Origin of the sequence: Mycobacterium sp. (assembly GCF_049281135.1) — a bacterium.
In the GTDB taxonomy this organism is placed as follows: Bacteria; Actinomycetota; Actinomycetes; order Mycobacteriales; family Mycobacteriaceae; genus Mycobacterium.
Window position 1 is genome coordinate 1 of sequence record NZ_JBAPRN010000405.1, and the last position, 15804, is coordinate 15804.

Annotated in this window: 16 protein-coding genes; 10 read left to right on the forward strand and 6 right to left on the reverse strand. The window is 66.2% G+C overall.

Annotation, left to right across the window (positions count from 1 at the left end; translation table 11 throughout):
- The 3 genes from WAN02_RS16460 to WAN02_RS16470 all read right to left on the reverse strand — a co-directional run.
- Positions 1 to 1334, reverse strand: a 1334-nt coding sequence (locus tag WAN02_RS16460) for a lytic transglycosylase domain-containing protein (RefSeq protein ID WP_422265283.1), incomplete at its 3' end; no start/stop codon positions are given.
- Between the two features lie 163 nt (positions 1335 to 1497).
- Positions 1498 to 2046, reverse strand: a complete 549-nt coding sequence (locus tag WAN02_RS16465) for a DUF1003 domain-containing protein (protein ID WP_422265284.1) — start codon at positions 2044 to 2046, stop codon at positions 1498 to 1500.
- Complete coding sequence (locus tag WAN02_RS16470; RefSeq protein ID WP_422265285.1) at positions 2043 to 3338, reverse strand: magnesium transporter MgtE N-terminal domain-containing protein; 1296 nt, start codon at positions 3336 to 3338, stop codon at positions 2043 to 2045. The genes WAN02_RS16465 and WAN02_RS16470 overlap by 4 nt, the downstream gene beginning before the upstream one ends.
- Before the next feature lie 23 nt (positions 3339 to 3361).
- Between WAN02_RS16470 and WAN02_RS16475 the strand changes: the two genes are divergently transcribed.
- On the forward strand, positions 3362 to 4333 hold the full coding sequence (locus WAN02_RS16475) for an HpcH/HpaI aldolase/citrate lyase family protein (protein WP_422265286.1): 972 nt from the start codon (positions 3362 to 3364) through the stop codon (positions 4331 to 4333).
- A gap of 6 nt (positions 4334 to 4339) precedes the next feature.
- Here WAN02_RS16475 and WAN02_RS16480 read toward each other — a convergent pair whose 3' ends face one another.
- Positions 4340 to 4909, reverse strand: a complete 570-nt coding sequence (locus WAN02_RS16480; protein WP_422265287.1) for a DUF4190 domain-containing protein — start codon at positions 4907 to 4909, stop codon at positions 4340 to 4342.
- Positions 4910 to 5016: 107 nt separating this feature from the next.
- On the opposite strand from WAN02_RS16480, the gene WAN02_RS16485 reads away from it, so the two are divergent.
- The 6 genes from WAN02_RS16485 to WAN02_RS16510 are packed head-to-tail and all read left to right on the forward strand — an operon-like array spanning position 5017 to position 10449.
- Entirely contained in the window at positions 5017 to 5547 is a 531-nt protein-coding gene (locus tag WAN02_RS16485; RefSeq protein WP_325689054.1) for a general stress protein, read from the forward strand.
- Between the two features lie 3 nt (positions 5548 to 5550).
- Positions 5551 to 6963 (forward strand): extracellular solute-binding protein, encoded by a 1413-nt coding sequence (locus tag WAN02_RS16490; RefSeq protein ID WP_422265288.1) that lies wholly within the window; start codon positions 5551 to 5553, stop codon positions 6961 to 6963.
- The gene (locus WAN02_RS16495) at positions 6960 to 7841 is read left to right on the forward strand and encodes a carbohydrate ABC transporter permease (protein ID WP_422265289.1); all 882 of its coding nucleotides are present in this window, start codon (positions 6960 to 6962) and stop codon (positions 7839 to 7841) included. Before WAN02_RS16490 ends, WAN02_RS16495 begins: the two co-directional genes overlap by 4 nt.
- Positions 7831 to 8670, forward strand: coding sequence for a carbohydrate ABC transporter permease (locus tag WAN02_RS16500; protein ID WP_422265290.1), 840 nt, complete (start codon positions 7831 to 7833; stop codon positions 8668 to 8670). The genes WAN02_RS16495 and WAN02_RS16500 overlap by 11 nt, the downstream gene beginning before the upstream one ends.
- A 4-nt stretch (positions 8671 to 8674) precedes the next feature.
- Complete coding sequence (locus WAN02_RS16505; RefSeq protein ID WP_422265291.1) at positions 8675 to 9856, forward strand: ABC transporter ATP-binding protein; 1182 nt, start codon at positions 8675 to 8677, stop codon at positions 9854 to 9856.
- On the forward strand, positions 9853 to 10449 hold the full coding sequence (locus tag WAN02_RS16510; protein ID WP_422265292.1) for a suppressor of fused domain protein: 597 nt from the start codon (positions 9853 to 9855) through the stop codon (positions 10447 to 10449). Before WAN02_RS16505 ends, WAN02_RS16510 begins: the two co-directional genes overlap by 4 nt.
- Before the next feature lie 4 nt (positions 10450 to 10453).
- On the opposite strand, the gene corA is transcribed toward WAN02_RS16510, so the two are convergent.
- A complete protein-coding gene (gene corA, locus WAN02_RS16515) occupies positions 10454 to 11560 on the reverse strand; it encodes a magnesium/cobalt transporter CorA (RefSeq protein WP_422265293.1) in 1107 nt (368 codons plus the stop codon).
- A 219-nt stretch (positions 11561 to 11779) separates the two neighbouring features.
- On the opposite strand from corA, the gene WAN02_RS16520 reads away from it, so the two are divergent.
- From WAN02_RS16520 to WAN02_RS16530, 3 genes are read left to right on the forward strand one after another with little or no spacing between them, the layout of a single operon-like run.
- Positions 11780 to 12769 carry a malate dehydrogenase gene (locus WAN02_RS16520; protein WP_422265294.1) on the forward strand — a complete coding sequence of 330 codons (990 nt, stop codon included), beginning with the start codon at positions 11780 to 11782 and terminating at the stop codon, positions 12767 to 12769.
- A gap of 58 nt (positions 12770 to 12827) precedes the next feature.
- Positions 12828 to 14018 (forward strand): NAD(P)-dependent malic enzyme, encoded by a 1191-nt coding sequence (locus tag WAN02_RS16525; protein WP_422265295.1) that lies wholly within the window; start codon positions 12828 to 12830, stop codon positions 14016 to 14018.
- Complete coding sequence (locus tag WAN02_RS16530) at positions 14015 to 14863, forward strand: glycine betaine ABC transporter substrate-binding protein (RefSeq protein WP_422265296.1); 849 nt, start codon at positions 14015 to 14017, stop codon at positions 14861 to 14863. The genes WAN02_RS16525 and WAN02_RS16530 overlap by 4 nt, the downstream gene beginning before the upstream one ends.
- Positions 14864 to 14915: 52 nt before the next feature.
- Here WAN02_RS16530 and WAN02_RS16535 read toward each other — a convergent pair whose 3' ends face one another.
- Positions 14916 to 15746, reverse strand: a complete 831-nt coding sequence (locus WAN02_RS16535) for an SDR family NAD(P)-dependent oxidoreductase (protein ID WP_422265297.1) — start codon at positions 15744 to 15746, stop codon at positions 14916 to 14918.
- Positions 15747 to 15804 lie beyond the last annotated feature (58 nt).

The following is a 15804-nucleotide window of genomic DNA, read 5'->3' on the forward strand; positions in this document are numbered from 1 at the left end:
GGTGGCACACCAAACGGGGCGGGTGGCACACCAAACGGGGCGGGTGGCATGCCCGCCTGGGTCGGCGTCGCATTGAACACCTGCTGAGGCCCGCTGGTATCGCCGCTGATGCAGATCACCGTGCACGAGGGGCCCGGCCGTTGGGTCGACCACGGCAGCGGGCCGTTGCTCGAACCCCCGCCGAGGTCGATCAGCGGCATCTGGGCCAGCGGGTCGGTCGACGGCAAGCCGTGCATGTTCAGCGGCAAATTAGGTCCGAGGCCTTCGGCGTTCTCGAGATGCGCGTCGCCGAGCGGCGGCGGGGGTCCGGTAATCGGCGGCAGGTCGACCGGGATGACGCCGGTGGCGTAGGCCGCGGCCCAGCCCAGCACGTTCTGGGCGTACGGCATCGAGTTGTTGTAGCGCAGGATCGCCGACAACACCTGTGACTGGTCGCGCAGGTTCAGCCCTCCGCTGCACAGGTATCGAGCCGCGGCCAGGGTGGCGTCGTAGAGGTTCTGCGGATCGGCCACGCCGTCGCCATCACCGTCGGAGGCATAGTGCGCCCAGGTGCCCGGCAGGAACTGCATCGGTCCCATCGCACGGGCATAGCCGACCCGTCCGGCGCTGGTGCTTTGAACGACGACTTCATTGCCCGGCAGCGTCCCGTCCAGGGTGGGTCCGTAGATCGGTCGTATCGCGGTGCCGCGCGCATCGGTGGCGCCGCCGTTGGCGTGCCCGGACTCGATGCGCCCGATCCCGGCCAGCAGGTTCCAGCTGATGCCGCAGCCGGGGTCGCTGGTGGCCATCATCCGTTCCGCGTTGCGGTATGCGTTCAGCGCCATCCCCGGAATGCCCAGCGCGCCAGGTGTATTCACCACACCCGTCGGCGGAGGAGCCGACGACGCGGCCGCCGCGATGTGGAAACCGACCTTCGGGTGCTCGACGGCGATCACCAGCGGGCCCGTCGGGTCGGTGGAGGCGCGCGCGACCGCGGCAACCGGGGTGATGGCGGTATCGCGCAGCGCCGACTTGGTCAAGGGGAACGGCGGTGCGCCGGCACCGTCGACGCCGGCATAGATCAGGCAGGCGATGATCGCCACACCGAATGCCGGGCTGCGGGCAGTGCTGGTCAGGGCATCCTGGACAGCCGTCGTGACCTTCTGGGCGGTCGACGTGACGGCCGCGGCTGCGGCCGGAATCCTGACGGCGTCGGCCGCGCGAAACACCAGGTTGCCCGCCGGTGACGCGGCATTGACAACCGGGCCGGGGATTTTGGGGCCAGAAAATTTGGGGATTCTGGGGACGCGAAGGATCGCCTTCTTCGTCTTTGCAAGGGCGGGACGTAAGCCCATGCGTCGCCCTACCCGCACTCGACCTGCCTAGTTCTCGAGGGTTGTGGGACCCGCGGCGCCGCGTGGGCCTCGTGAACTAAGTCACCATACATAACACGGGTGACTCCAGTGACAACAATGGCGGAGTCTCTGCCTGTGAAAACACGGTTTATAGCCAGCTGCGTCAATTAGACGACGCGGCGTGTCGATCCACATCGCCGTCAGTGTCTTTCGGGCCTGATGGAACCTCGCCCAAGTGCCGGCCTTCGAGTAGTAGTACGCGTAGGTCTTCCAGCTCGCGGCGCAAGTAGTCCCGGGTCTTGGCGACATCGCCGATCGCCAACCGCAGCGCGGCCAATTCGCGGGCCAGATATTCGGTGTCGGCCTTGGTCTCCCGGGCTCGTCGGCGATCCTCCTCGAGCGCGACGCGGTCACGGTTCTCCTGCCGGTTCTGGGCCAGCAGGATCAGCGGGGCCGCGTAGGCGGCCTGGGTGGAAAACGCCAGGTTGAGCAGGATGAAGGGATAGGGGTCCCAGCGGAGACTGACCGCGGCGATGTTCAGCACGATCCACACGATCACCACGATGGTCTGGATCAGCAAATAGCTGCCCGTGCCGAAGAATCGGGCGATCGATTCGGTGAACCGCCCGACGGCGTCGGAGTCCACCCGCGGCGTGGGCACTCGCGAGATACGCGGGGTGTACAGCTGTGGTCGCGACGGTGGCTTACTCATCGCTGTCCTAGGGCGGCGTCCAGCGCCGGCTCGTCGTTGGTTGCCCGCCAGTCGTGGGGCAGCAGGTGGTCGAGCACGTCATCCACGCTCACGGCGCCCAACAGATGATGCTGCGCGTCGAGCACCGGACCGCAGACCAAGTTGTAGGCGGCGAAATAGCGGGTCAGCGCCGGCAGCGAGGTGTTGGGCTCCAGCCAGGGCAGGTCAGCGTCGACGATCCCGCCGACCAGCATGGACGGTGGCTCGCGCAGTAGCCGCTGCAGCGGCACACACCCCAGGTACTGACCCGTCGGAGTGGCGGTCGGCGGACGGACCACCAACACCAATGACGCCAACGCCGGAGTCAGGTCGGGATCGCGGACGCGGGCCAGCGCCTCGGCGACCGATGTGTCCGCGGTCAACACCACCGGCCTGGACGTCATCAAGCCGCCGGCGGTGTCGGGTGAGTGTTTCAACAACCGCCGAACCGGGTCGGATTCTTCGGGGTCCATCTGACGCAGCAACCCCTCGGCAAGAGTCGGGTTCATCGTGCCGAGCAGGTCGGCGGCGTCGTCGGGGTCCATCTCTTCGAGAACATCGGCCGCACGCTCGTCGCCCAACTGCATCAACAACTCTGCTTGTTCGTCTTCGGAAAGCTCTTGCAAGATATCGGCCAACCGGTCGTTGTCCAGTGCGCTGGCCACCTCGTAACGGCGTTTCGTCGGCAACTCACGCATCGCGTCGGCGACCTCGATCGGTCGCCACTTTTCGAACTGATGCAGCAACTGCGCCACAGCCTGGCCGGGCATGGCCAGCGCCGAAGGGGTCAGTCCTTGCACATTGCGCCAGCCCACGATGTGCGTGGCGGTGCGCCGGCCGAGCCGGCGCGGCACACGCACCGCGACCCGTGTCACCATCCAGTCGCGGGTTCGCGTCTGCTCCAAGCCCAGGTCAGTGACGATGACATCGACGCCGGCGAGCTGTGGCAATTCGGGGTCCTTGACCTGCACCTTGGTGTCGACGATCTGCCCCAGCACCAGCACTTCGCCGGGCCGTTGCTCGAACCGCTGCAGCGACACGCTGTCGGTATTGAGCGTCACCGCGTCGGGCTCGATCGAAGAAACCTGCAGAATCGGTACGAAAATCCTTCGGCGCGAGGCCATTTCGACGACGAGTCCGAGCACACGGGGTTGCTGGCGGACAATGCTGATGCTGACAACGACGTCGCGCACCCGGCCCAGTGCCTCTCCCATCGAGCCCAGCACCTGCATGCGCGCCAGTCGCGCCGCGTACACCCTATTGATCGACGGCATGGTTGAAAGGGTAGGAGTGGGGTGTGAACAACGCGTACCGACCCCGCCGCACTTGTCTGTCCGTGCCGGGCAGCAGCCAGAAGATGATCGACAAGTCCAAAGGTCTTCCGGCCGATGAGGTCTTCCTCGATCTCGAGGACGCCGTCGCACCCGACGCCAAGGCCGACGCCCGCGGTCGGGTGGCCGCCGCACTGGCCGCGCCCGGCTGGGCCGGACAGTTGCGCGGCGTGCGGGTCAACGACTGGACCACGCCGTGGACGCACGCCGACATCATCGAGGTGGTGTCGGCTGTCGGGGCAGCGCCCGACGCCAAGCTCGACGTGGTGGTGCTGCCGAAAGTCTCCGACGTCTCACACGTCCAGGCACTCGACCTGCTGCTGACTCAACTGGAGACGGTCCACGGACTTCCAGTGGGCGAGATCGGCATTGACGCGCAGATCGAAGATGCCCGCGGGTTGATGGACATCAACGCGATCGCCGCCGTGCCGCGGGTGCAGGCCCTGGTGCTCGGTCCCGCCGACCTGATGGCGAATCTGAACACGCGCACGCTGGTCGTCGGCGAGCAACCCGAGGGCTACGACGTCGGCGACGCTTACCACCACGTGCTGATGACGATCCTGGTGGCCGCGCGCGCCCACGGCGTGGCCGCTGTCGACGGCCCGTATCTGAAAGTGCGTGATGTGGAGGCGTTCCGGCGAGTGGCGGGCCGGTCCGCGGCGCTCGGCTACGACGGCAAGTGGGTGCTACACCCCGACCAGATCGCGGCGGGCAACGAGATCTTCAGTCCGCGGCAGGCCGATTACGACCATGCTGAGTTGATCCTGGAGGCCTACGAGTGGCACACGTCCGCGGCCGGCGGTGCCCGCGGAGCGGTGATGCTCGGCGACGAGATGCTCGACGAAGCCAGCCGCAAGATGGCGTTGGTGATCGCGGCCAAAGGACGCGCGGCAGGTATGGAGCGGCAGTCCGACCGGTTCGTTCCGCCGACGGGATAACGCCGGTCAGAGCCACGTCAGCATCGGGGACTTCAGCGCGGCGGCGCTAAGCACGACCATCGCCAGCAGGAACAACATCGCCACCGTGGTGAGGCAGCCGATGACGATCCCGGCGATGGCCAATCCACGGCCCGGCTGGTGAGTGCGTCTGATCTGGCTGAGCGCGACCGCTCCCAGCACCGCGGCGACGACGGGAATCAGCAGCCCGAGATAGCAGAAGATGGCCAGCGGAATGCCGAGCACCACACCGGCGATCGAGGTGATCAGCGACGCGGTGGCCAGCCCATTGGTGCGGTACGAGCTGGCTTGATAGACCTGGTAGGGGTCATACGGACCGGGATAGGGTGGCGGTCCGCCGAACCCGATCGGCCCGCCGGGCGCTGGTGGCGGATAGCCGTATGGAGGCCACGGCGGCTGCGGAGGATATGGCGGCCGGGGAGGATATGGCGGCGCGAACTCCGGATAGTTCACCGGCGCCTGCGGGTCTACCGGTGGATGCGGGTACTGCTCCCAGGGGCGGGGCTGGTCTGAGTGAGCGCGGTACTCCTCACTGTGGTCACCGCCCTGAGCTGTCATGGTGTTCAACCTAGCGTGACGTCCAGTTGGGCCGGCGTTTGCGCAGGTGGTGGTTAAGCCGACAGGTGTTGGGCTCGGCACGGCGATAACAGAGCAGAATGGAATTCATGAGCAGCCCTTTTCAGCCTGGACAGGTTCCCGGTGCCGCACCCGGCGCCCCGGCCGGGAGCCGGCGTGCCCCCGGATTGCCGACGCCGCCGAAAGGCTGGCCGGTCGGTTCGTACCCCACGTATGCCGAAGCGCAGCGCGCCGTGGATTACCTGTCCGATCAGCAGTTCCCGGTGCAGCAGGTGACGATCGTCGGGGTGGACCTGATGCAGGTCGAGCGGGTCACCGGGCGGCTGACCTGGCCGAAAGTGTTGGGCGGCGGCGTGATCAGCGGCGCCTGGCTGGGCCTCTTCATCGGCTTGGTGCTGACCTTGTTGTTCTCCAGCCCCCACCCGCTGGAGGCGTTGACCACCGGTCTGGTCGCCGGAGTGTTCTTCGGCCTGATCACCTCGGCGATTCCGTACTCGATGGCGCGCGGTACCCGCGACTTCAGTTCCACGTTGCAATTAGTGGCCGGCCGATACGACGTTCTCTGCGACCCGCAGAACGCTGAGCATGCTCGGGATCTGCTTGCGCGCCTGGCCATCTGATTCGTGGCGACTCGTCACGGACGCGCACGCCGGATCGGCTCCATTGCGCTGGCGTTGCTGACCGCCGGATCGGCGATATCTTCCTGCGGAGCCCGTGACGGTGGGCGGGTGATCAGCCTTTACACCCCGGCCGGCGACGCCGCGACGTTCACCGCGGTGGCCCGGCGCTGCAGCGACCAGTTCGGTGGCCGTTTCAGCGTTCGGCAGGTCAGTCTGCCACGCGGCACCGATGACCAGCGAGTTCAGTTGGCCCGCCGACTGAGCGCCAACGACCACACCGTCGACGTGATCGCGATGGACGTGATCTGGACGGCCGAGTTCGCCGAAGCGGGCTGGGTGCTGCCGCTGTCGGACGACCCGGCCCGTCGGGCGGAGGCCGATGCCATCACCGACACCTTGCCCGGGCCGTTGAGCACCGCGATCTGGCGACACCGTTTGTACGCCGCACCCGTCAGCACGAACACCCAATTGCTCTGGTACCGAACAGATTTGATGAACAAGCCGCCGGAAACCTGGAGCGGGGTGCTCGCCGAGGCCGCCCGGTTGCACGCGGCGGGCGGACCCAGCTGGATCGGAGTGCAGGCCAACCAGAACGAGGGTGTGGTGGTCTGGTTCAACACGCTGCTGGAAAGTGCCGGCGGCCAGGTGCTTTCCGACGACGGCAGCACGGTCACCCTCACCGACACGCCCGCGCACCGGACTGCCACCGTCACGGCGTTGCAGATCATGAAGTCGGTGGCCACCGCGCCCGGCGCCGACCCATCGGTGACCCGGACCGACGCGGGCACCGCGCGGCTGGCGTTTGAGCAGGGAAAGGCTGCGCTGGAAGTAAATTGGCCTTACGCGCTGGCGTCGATGCTGGAAAACGCGGTGAAGGGCGGCGTGCCGTTCTTGCCGCTCAACCGCAGTGCGAACTTGGCGGGCAGCATCAACGACGTCGGGTTGTTCGCGCCGACCGAACAGCAATTCCGCGAAGCCTATGACGCCAGCAAAGGGGTTTTCGGCTTCGCCCCGTACCCGGCGGTGCGGCCGGGGAAGCCGGCCACGGTGACGATCGGTGGGCTGAATCTGGCAGTGTCCAAGACCACTCGGCACAAAGCCGAGGCTTACGAGGCGATCCGGTGCCTGCGTGACGCGAGCAACGAGAAGTACATCTCGCTGGAAGGCGGCGTGCCGGCGGTGCGGACCTCGCTGTACGCCGACCCGCAATTCCAGGCGAAGTATCCGATGTACGAGATCATTCGCCGGCAGCTCACCAAACCCGCGGTGCGGCTCGTGACGCCGGCCTACCAGGCGGTGTCGACGCGGATCGCCGCCACGCTCGCCCCGATCACCCGGATCGACCCTGCGACGACGGCCGACGAGCTCGCCGTGCAGGTGCGCAAAGCGATCGACGGCAAGGGTCTGCTGCCGTGACAACCGAGAACCGGAAGTCGGACACCCGACTGGCGTTCATCCTTGTCGCGCCTGCCGTGTTGCTGATGCTGGCCGTCACGGCATATCCGATCGGCTACGCAATTTGGCTTAGCCTGCAACGCAATAACCTGACTACCCCGAACGACACCCGGTTCATCGGCCTGGGCAATTACCAAACAATCCTGACCGATCGGTATTGGTGGACGGCGCTGGCCGTGACGTTGGCGATCACGGTCGCTTCGGTGTCCATCGAATTCGTGCTCGGCCTGGCGCTGGCGCTGGCGATGCACCGGACCCTGATCGGCAAGGGCCTGGTTCGCACGGCGGTGCTCATTCCGTACGGCATCGTCACGGTCGCCGCCTCCTACAGTTGGTACTACGCCTGGACCCCCGGCACCGGCTATCTGGCCAACCTGCTGCCACCCGGCAGCGCGCCTCTGTCTCAACAGCTTTCGTCGCTGGGCGTCGTCGTGATCGCCGAGGTATGGAAGACAACGCCGTTCATGTCGCTGTTGCTGCTGGCCGGCCTGGCTCTGGTGCCGGCCGACCTACTGCAGGCCGCAGAGATCGACGGCGCCGGCCCATGGCGGCGGCTGCGGAGGATCACGCTGCCACTGATCAAACCGGCGATCCTGGTGGCGCTGCTGTTCCGCACGCTGGATGCGTTCCGGATCTTCGACAACATCTACGTCCTCACCGGCGGCACCGGCAACACCGGCTCGGTGTCGGTGCTTGGCTACGACAACTTGTTCAAAGGCTTCAATGTCGGTTTGGGGTCGGCGATTTCGGTGCTGATCTTCAGCTGCGTCACCGTGATCGCCTTCATCTTCATCAAGGTCTTCGGCGCGTCGGCACCGGGCGGCGGCGATGGGCGCTGAGCGAAAGGGCGCCCGGCGTGCCGCGGCGTGGGTGACCGTCGACGCCATGGTGCTGGTGTACGCGCTACTGCCGGTGCTGTGGATTCTGAGCCTTTCGCTCAAGCCGACGTCAACGGTCAAGGACGGCAAGCTGATTCCGTCGTCGCTGACATTCGACAACTACCGCGGAATCTTTCGCGGCAATTTCTTCAGCTCGGCGCTGATCAACTCCGTCGGCATCGGTCTGACCACCACGGTGATCGCCGTGCTGATCGGCGCGATGGCGGCGTATGCGGTAGCGCGGCTGGAATTTCCCGGCAAGCGGTTGTTGATCGGTGTGGTGCTGCTCATTTCGATGTTCCCGGCGATCTCGTTGGTCACGCCGCTGTTCAACATCGAACGCAGGATCGGGCTGTTCGACACCTGGCCCGGGCTGATCATTCCGTACATCACCTTCGCGTTGCCGCTGGCGATTTACACACTCTCCGCCTTCTTCCGGGAAATACCGTGGGACCTGGAGAAGGCCGCAAAAATGGACGGCGCCACACCGGCACAGGCATTTCGGAAGGTGATCGCCCCACTGGCCGCTCCGGGCATCGTGACCACGGCCATCCTGGTTTTCATCTTCGCCTGGAACGATCTGCTGCTTGCCCTGTCGCTGACGGCCACCGATGCGGCGATCACGGCGCCGGTGGCGATCGCGAACTTCACCGGCAGTTCGCAATTCGAGGAGCCGACCGGGTCGATCGCGGCGGGGGCCATGGTGATCACCGTGCCGATTATCGTTTTTGTTCTAGTCTTCCAACGACGGATTGTCGCGGGATTGACGTCGGGTGCGGTGAAGGGATAGCGCGATGGCCGAGATTGTGTTGGACCGGGTGACCAAGAGTTACTCCGACGGCGCGATGGCCGTGCAGGAACTCAGCCTCACCATCGCCGAAGGTGAGTTCGTCATCCTGGTCGGGCCTTCCGGTTGTGGAAAATCGACGACGCTCAATATGATTGCCGGACTGGAGGATATCTCCTCCGGAGAACTGCGCATCGGCGGCGAGCGGGTCAACGAGAAGGCGCCGAAAGACCGCGACATCGCTATGGTCTTTCAGTCCTACGCGCTCTACCCGCACATGACGGTGCGGCAGAACATCGCATTCCCGCTGACGCTGGCGAAGATGAAAAAGGCGGAGATCACCGAGAAGGTCGACGACACGGCGAGAATTCTCGACCTTACCGACGTCCTCGACCGCAAGCCGGCGCAGCTGTCCGGCGGCCAGCGTCAGCGGGTCGCGATGGGGCGGGCGATCGTACGCCACCCGAAGGCATTTCTGATGGATGAGCCGCTGTCCAACCTCGACGCGAAACTGCGCGTGCAGATGCGCGGCGAGATCGCCCGGCTGCAGCGGCGGCTGGGTACCACCACCGTCTACGTGACTCATGATCAAACCGAGGCCATGACGCTGGGCGATCGCGTGGTGGTGATGCGCGGCGGCGTCGTGCAGCAGATCGGAACGCCTGACGAGCTTTACGAGCGGCCGGCGAATTTGTTCGTCGCGGGCTTCATCGGCTCGCCGGCGATGAACTTCTTCCCCGCCGGCCTGACCGAGACCGGATTGAGCCTGACGTTCGGCGAGATCACCTTGACCCAGCCCGTGCTCGATCTGCTTGCCGCCAACTCGGCGCGGAAGGACGTGATCGTCGGCGTCCGCCCGGAACACCTGCAGGATGCGGCGCTGATCGACGCATACCAGCGGATCAGCTCGCTGAGCTTCGAGGTGAACGTCGACCTGGTCGAGTCGTTGGGCGCCGACAAGTACGTCTACTTCACCGCGGAGGGTCCGGTCGTGCACTCCGACCAGCTATCCGAACTCGAGGACGAAACCAGGGGACCGGAACACGAATTCGTTGCCCGGGTGCCCGCCGCGTCGAAGGCCGCGAAAGGGAAGAAATTCGAATTAGCCTTCGACACATCGCAACTCGCAGTGTTCGATCCCGACAGCGGTGCGAACCTGACGGTCGCCCCGCCGCCCGAGGCGCAGTGACCCAACTACTGCTGCAGGTGCGTGCGCACTTGGACGCCCACTTCGGCCGCGCCGGTCCAGACGTCGCCAGCGTGACCTTTCTGGGAGCTGAGTCTCTTGATGTGCTGCGCTATCACCCTCACGCAGACGGGGTGGTGCATTACGTGTCGCTGGGCTGCTCGCGGCATCCGATGGTCGACCCGACTGCGGTGTTCGCTGACCCGGAACATGGCCCGCGAGCCGAAGTCGTTCTGCGGCTGCGTGATCCGGGAGCCATCACCGGCCTGGCCCGTAGCCTGGCGATCGTGGCAGCGTCTCCCGCCGTCGAGGGCGTGGTGCTGACGACGGATGCGCTGGTCGACCTCGGCACGCCGCTGTGGGCGCGATCGTCGGGGCGCGCGCCGTTCACCGCGGTGCTGTTGGGCGACAGCGACATCGCCGACCTGCCCCTGGACCCGCCGCGCGACCCGGTGCGCTTTCTGTCGGCGACGCCGATCACCGCGACCGAGGCCGCCTGGGTCCGGCTGAAAGGCGCCGAAGCGATGCGCGCGGCGTGGCGAAGCGACGGGGTCGACGTGCTGGACCCCAATCGCCCTGCCGCACAGCCACATTGATCAGTTACAACCACCCGTTGCGGCGGAAGTTGCGATACAGCATCAGGCAGATCGCGGCCGTACCGAAGATGGTCGTCGGATAGCCCCAATGCCATTTCAGGCCCGGCATGTACTCGAAGTTCATCCCGTAGATGCCGGCGACCATCGTGGGTATCGCCAGCAGAGCCGCCCACGCCGACATTTTGCGCATGTCGGTGTTCTGCTGCATTTCGACCCGGGCCAGCGCTGCCTGCACCAGGGAGCTGAGATTCTCGTCGTAGCTGGCGATCGCGTCGGCGGCGTGGGTGTGGTGGTCGCCCACGTCGCGCAGGTAGCGCCGGACTTCCTTGGAGATCAGGTCCTTGTGTTCGGTCTGCAACCGGGCGAACGGCATCGACAGCGGGTTGACCGACCTGCGCAGCTCGACCACCTCGCGCTTCATCTGGTAGATCGGCTCGATCCGGGTGCGGTGATCCCGCGCGAAGGCCTCTTCCTCGATGACATCGATGTCGCCTTCCATCAACTGGGTGACCTCGAGATAGTGGTCGACCACCGCGTCCGCGATGGCATGCATCACCGCGAACGGGCCCAGCCGCATGTGCTCGGGGTTGGAATCCATTCGCTTGCGTACGTCCGACAGCCGACCGTGGTCGCCGTGCCGGACCGTCACCACGAAATCGCGGTTGACGAAGATCATGATCTCGCCGGTCTCGACGATCTCGCGAGCCAGCAGCGTTGACTCGTGTGGCACGTAGTTGAGGGTCTTGAGCACCAGAAAGAGCGATTCGTCGTAACGCTCCAGCTTGGGCCGCTGGTGGGCGCAGACCGCGTCCTCGATGGCCAGCGGGTGCATGCTGAAAGCGTCGCCGACTTCCTGCATCTGATGCTCGGTGGGAGCGTGCAGGCCGATCCAGGCGAAGGCTTCCTGGCCGCCCAGTTGCAGCTCGCTTACCTTGGCCTGTGCCTCTGCGTAGCTGAAAGTCCCGGGTAGTCGCTCGCCGTCCACGTAGATGCCGCAGTCGACTACCGCCTGTTCGGCGGGCGGGTCCTGCAGCGGCGGACTGGGAGGCTCGTCCCGCTCAGGCCGTGCCAGAGGACGCAGTGTTTCCGGTATGTCGCGAAACGAAGGCATCCTTCACCTCCCGTCGCAGCTCGGATCGGATAAAGCCTCGGTCATGCTACGCGCCCAATATGGCAATAACCCAAGCGTGGATGACGCTGAGGTGACGTACCTGACACCGAGGTGGGGTAGGGATTTCTCTCGCGGGCGGGTGCGCTAGTTTCGACCCGACGCGATTGGGCATCAGGCCGATATCGCCGATGCCGATCTCCACCCAAGGAGCGAATTGACGTGAGCACAACACCCCTGAAGGTTGCCGTCACCGGTGCCGCCGGCCAGATCGGCTACAGCCTGCTGTTTCGCCTGGCCAGCGGCTCGCTGCTGGGCCCCGACCGCCCGATCGAGCTGCGACTGCTCGAGATCGAGCCCGCCCTCAAGGCGCTCGAAGGCGTGGTGATGGAGCTTGACGACGGCGCGTTCCCGCTGCTGTCCGGCGTGCAGATCGGCGCCGACCCGAACAAGATCTTCGACGGCGTCAACCTGGCTCTGCTGGTCGGCGCACGTCCCCGGGGGCCCGGCATGGAGCGCGGCGACCTGCTGGAGGCCAACGGCGCGATCTTCACCGCGCAGGGCAAGGCGCTGAACTCCGTCGCCGCCGACGACGTCCGCATCGGGGTGACCGGTAACCCGGCCAACACCAACGCGCTGATCGCGCTGAACAACGCGCCCGACATCCCCAAGGAGCGGTTCTCGGCGCTGACCCGGCTGGACCACAACCGGGCCATCTCGCAGCTGGCCAAGAAGACCGGCGCCAAGGTCACCGACATCAAGAAGGTCACCATCTGGGGCAACCACTCGGCCACCCAGTACCCGGACATCTTCCACGCCGAGATCAACGGCAAGAACGCCGCCGAGGTCGTCAACGACGAGAAGTGGATCGCCGACGACTTCATCCCGACCGTCGCCAAGCGCGGCGCGGCGATCATCGATGCCCGTGGCAGTTCCTCAGCCGCCTCGGCAGCGTCGGCCACCGTCGACGCGGCCCGCGACTGGCTGCTGGGCACCCCCAAGGACGACTGGGTGTCGATGGCCGTCATGTCCGACGGCTCTTACGGGGTGCCCGAGGGTCTGATCTCGTCGTTCCCGGTGACCACCACGGGTGGCAACTGGAGCATCGTGCAGCGCCTGGACATCAACGACTTCTCCCGCAGCCGGATCGACAAGTCGACGGCCGAGCTCGCCGATGAGCGCAGCGCGGTCACCGACCTGGGCCTGATCTGAGGCACTTCGGACGCTTGTCGATTAGGGCTACTAATGAGTAGTCAGTACGCTGGGCGACGTGTCTGAGTTGGTTGAATCGATACAGACCCACAATGACGAGGGCGCCATCACCGACGCGGAGATCTTCGAGGCGCACTCGGGGGGCAAGCTTTCCATCGGCCTGACGACCGCGCTGGACACCCAGCGCTCGCTGTCGATCGCGTACACCCCGGGCGTGGCACAGGTCAGCCGCGCGATCGCCGGCGACCACACCTTGGCGGCCCGCTACACGTGGTCGGGCCGGCTGGTTGCGGTGGTCAGCGACGGCAGCGCGGTCCTCGGTTTGGGTGATATCGGGGCGGCGGCGTCGCTGCCGGTGATGGAGGGCAAGTGCGGGCTGTTCAAGGAGTTCGCCGGCCTGGATGCCATCCCGATCGTGCTGGACACCAAGGACCCCGACGAGATCGTCGAGACGCTGGTGCGGCTGCGCCCGACATTCGGTGCGGTCAACCTCGAGGACATCTCCGCCCCACGCTGCTTCGAGATCGAACGCCGCGTCGTCGAGGCGCTGGACTGCCCGGTGATGCACGACGACCAGCACGGCACCGCGATCGTCGTGCTGGCCGCGCTGATGGGCGCCTCAACCGCGCTCGGCCGCGACATGACCGAGCTGCGCGTCGTCATCTCCGGCGCCGGGGCGGCGGGTGTGGCATGCGCCAATCTGCTTCAGGCCAAGGGTATTGCGGATATCACCGTGCTGGACTCGCAGGGCATTCTGCACACTGGCCGGGCCGGCATGAACGGCGTCAAGGCTGAACTCGCGGCCCGCACCAACCCGCTCGACCGCACCGGCGGCATGGTCGAGGCGCTTGAAGGCGCAGATGTTTTCCTCGGGGTGTCCGGCGGTGTGGTTCCGGAGGAACTGATCGCCACCATGGCGCCGAAGTGCATCGTGTTCGCGTTGTCGAATCCGGACCCGGAAGTCCACCCGGACGTGGCGGCCAAGCATGCCTCGATCGTCGCCACCGGGCGCAGCGATTTCCCGAACCAGATCAACAACGTGCTGGCCTTCCCCGGAGTGTTCCGCGGCGCGCTGGACGCCGGTGCCCGCCGGATCACCGAAGAGATGAAAATGGCTGCGGCCGAAGCGATCTTCTCCATCGCCGTCGATGACTTGACGCAGGACCGGATCGTTCCGAGCCCGCTGGACCCACGGGTTGCGCCGAAGGTTGCCGCCGCGGTGGCCGCGGCCGCCGACACCGGGGAGTGACTGCGGCCCGGTTCATCGCGCTGGCGCTGGGCGCTGCGCTGGCGACGGCGGGTTGCGGCCACACCGGGCACCACCCGGCGGAGCTGGTCGTCGGGACCCGTGCGGGTATCGAATCAACGCTGCTGGCCGACATCTACACCGGGGCACTGCGGTCCTATGGTTTTCCGGCGCACACCGAGCAGGCGCCAAACCCGTTGGCCAAGTTGGACTCTGGCGCGTTTGTCGTGGTCCCCAGCTTCACCGGCCGGGTGCTGCAGGCTTTCCAGCCGGGGGCCAACGTGCGATCCGATACGCAGGTCTACAAGGCGATGATCGGCGCGCTGCCGGAGGGTATCGCCGCCGGTGACTACACCACCGCGGCTGAGGACAAACCCGCGCTGGCGGTTGCCGAGTCGACGTCGAAGAGTTGGGGCGGCAGCGATCTCGGCATCCTGCCACTGCACTGCGACGGGCTGGTCGTCGGATCGATCGCCGGTGCGACGACGCCCTCGACGGTGGGCAGCTGCCGGTTACCTGCGGCTCGCGAATTCGCCGACGAGGCAAAGCTTTTCGCCGCGGTCAAGGCCGGTGAGGTGACGGCGGCGTGGACCACCACCGCCGATCCGAATGTCCCGGCCGATCTCGTGGTGCTCACCGACGGCAAACCGGCGCTGGTGCAGGCCGAGAACGTGGTGCCGCTGTACCGCCGCAACGAGCTGACCGATCGGCAGTTGCTGGCGGTCAACGAGGTGGCCGGCGTGCTGGACACCGCCGCGCTGGTCGAGATGCGCCGACAGGTGACCGCCGGGGCTGACCCGCAGGCCGTGGCGGACGCCTGGCTGAACGAACACCCGCTCGGCCGCTGACGACGATTCAGACCGGAGGACGGTCTGATGAGGAGCAGCGCAGACGCCGGCGTTAGCGCGACGGCGGCTTCATCCGGCCGACCACGGGGGCGAACAGTCGCTGGTAATGCGAACCGGTGACTCGCACGATCAAATCCAACACCACAGCGTCCTGGCCGACCAACACCCGGGCCTTGTTCTTGCGAACCCCGTCCAGGATGATCTCGGCCGCTCGCCCCGGGGTGGTAATGGCCAATAGCTTGTCGAAGAACGTGGACTGCGCCTGCGGGCTGACCCCTTCGGCGGTCAGGCCGTTACGGGCTATCGCGGTTTTGATGCCGCCGGGGTGCACCGACGTCACCTTCACCGGTTCGCGGTTGAGCACCATTTCCTGCCGCAGCGCTTCGGTGAAGCCACGCACCGCGAACTTGGCCGAGTTGTACGCGGCCTGCCCGGGCATCGACATCAGCCCGAAGAGGCTGGAGATGTTGACGACGTGGCCGTCGCCGGATGCGGTCAGGTGCGGCAGAAATGCCTTGGTGCCGTTGACGACTCCCCAAAAGTCGACGTCCATCACCCGCTCGATGTCTTTGAAGTGGCTAATGTCGACGTCGCCGGTGAACGCGATGCCGGCGTTGTTGTAGATCTGGTTGACCTTGCCGTAGTGCTCGTTGATGTGGTCGGCGTAGATCTGGAAGGCCTCACGCTCGGTGACGTCGAGCCGGTCGGAACGCACCGGCGCGCCGATGGCCTTGAGCTGTTCCTCGGTCTGCGCGAGCCCCCCGGTGTCGACGTCGCTGATCGCCAACGAGGCGCCCGAGCGGCCCAGCTCCAGCGCCAGCGCCTGGCCGATGCCCGAACCGGCGCCAGTCACCGCGGCTACCTTTCCGGCAAACCCTTCCATGGAAGCTCCTTGCTACGGGGATTGCGCTCCAGGCTAGCCGGTACCGCCGGTATCACCC